The sequence below is a fragment of the Streptomyces sp. SID13726 genome, from assembly GCF_010548375.1.
GTDB lineage: Bacteria > Actinomycetota > Actinomycetes > Streptomycetales > Streptomycetaceae > Streptomyces.
Map to the genome: position 1 here is coordinate 1 of NZ_JAAGLY010000830.1, position 389 is coordinate 389.

Genomic DNA, 389 nt, shown 5'->3' on the forward strand with positions numbered 1-389 from the left:
CGAGCCAGCCGAGCGCCGAGCGGTCGACGGGCTCCGGGTGGCGTCCCTGGCTCACCTGCGGGAGCTGCTGCGGGTCGCCGAGCAGGAGGAGCCGGTGCGCGGCGCGCGACACCGCGACGGTGGTCGCGAGCGAGAGCTGGCCCGCCTCGTCGACGACGAGCAGGTCGAGCGTACCGGCCGGGAGCCGGTCCGCCGCGAAGTCCCAGGCGGTGCCGCCGACGACGCGCGGCCCCGGCTGCGTCGCGAACGCCGCGAGGTGGGTGCCGTCGAGCTCGTCGTACACGGCGGGCGGCGACGGGCCGTCCGCCGCGACCTTCTTCGCGACGACCTCGCGCGGGACGCCCGCCCCGAGCACGACCGCCCGCAGCATGTTCTCGACGACCGCGTGC

1 protein-coding gene is annotated in these 389 nt (G+C 77.6%); it reads right to left on the minus strand.

All coding sequences use genetic code 11. From position 1 onward, the window contains the following. On the minus strand, positions 1-389 hold a 389-nt coding region (locus tag G3I78_RS50540), incomplete at both ends, for an AAA domain-containing protein (RefSeq protein ID WP_164437404.1).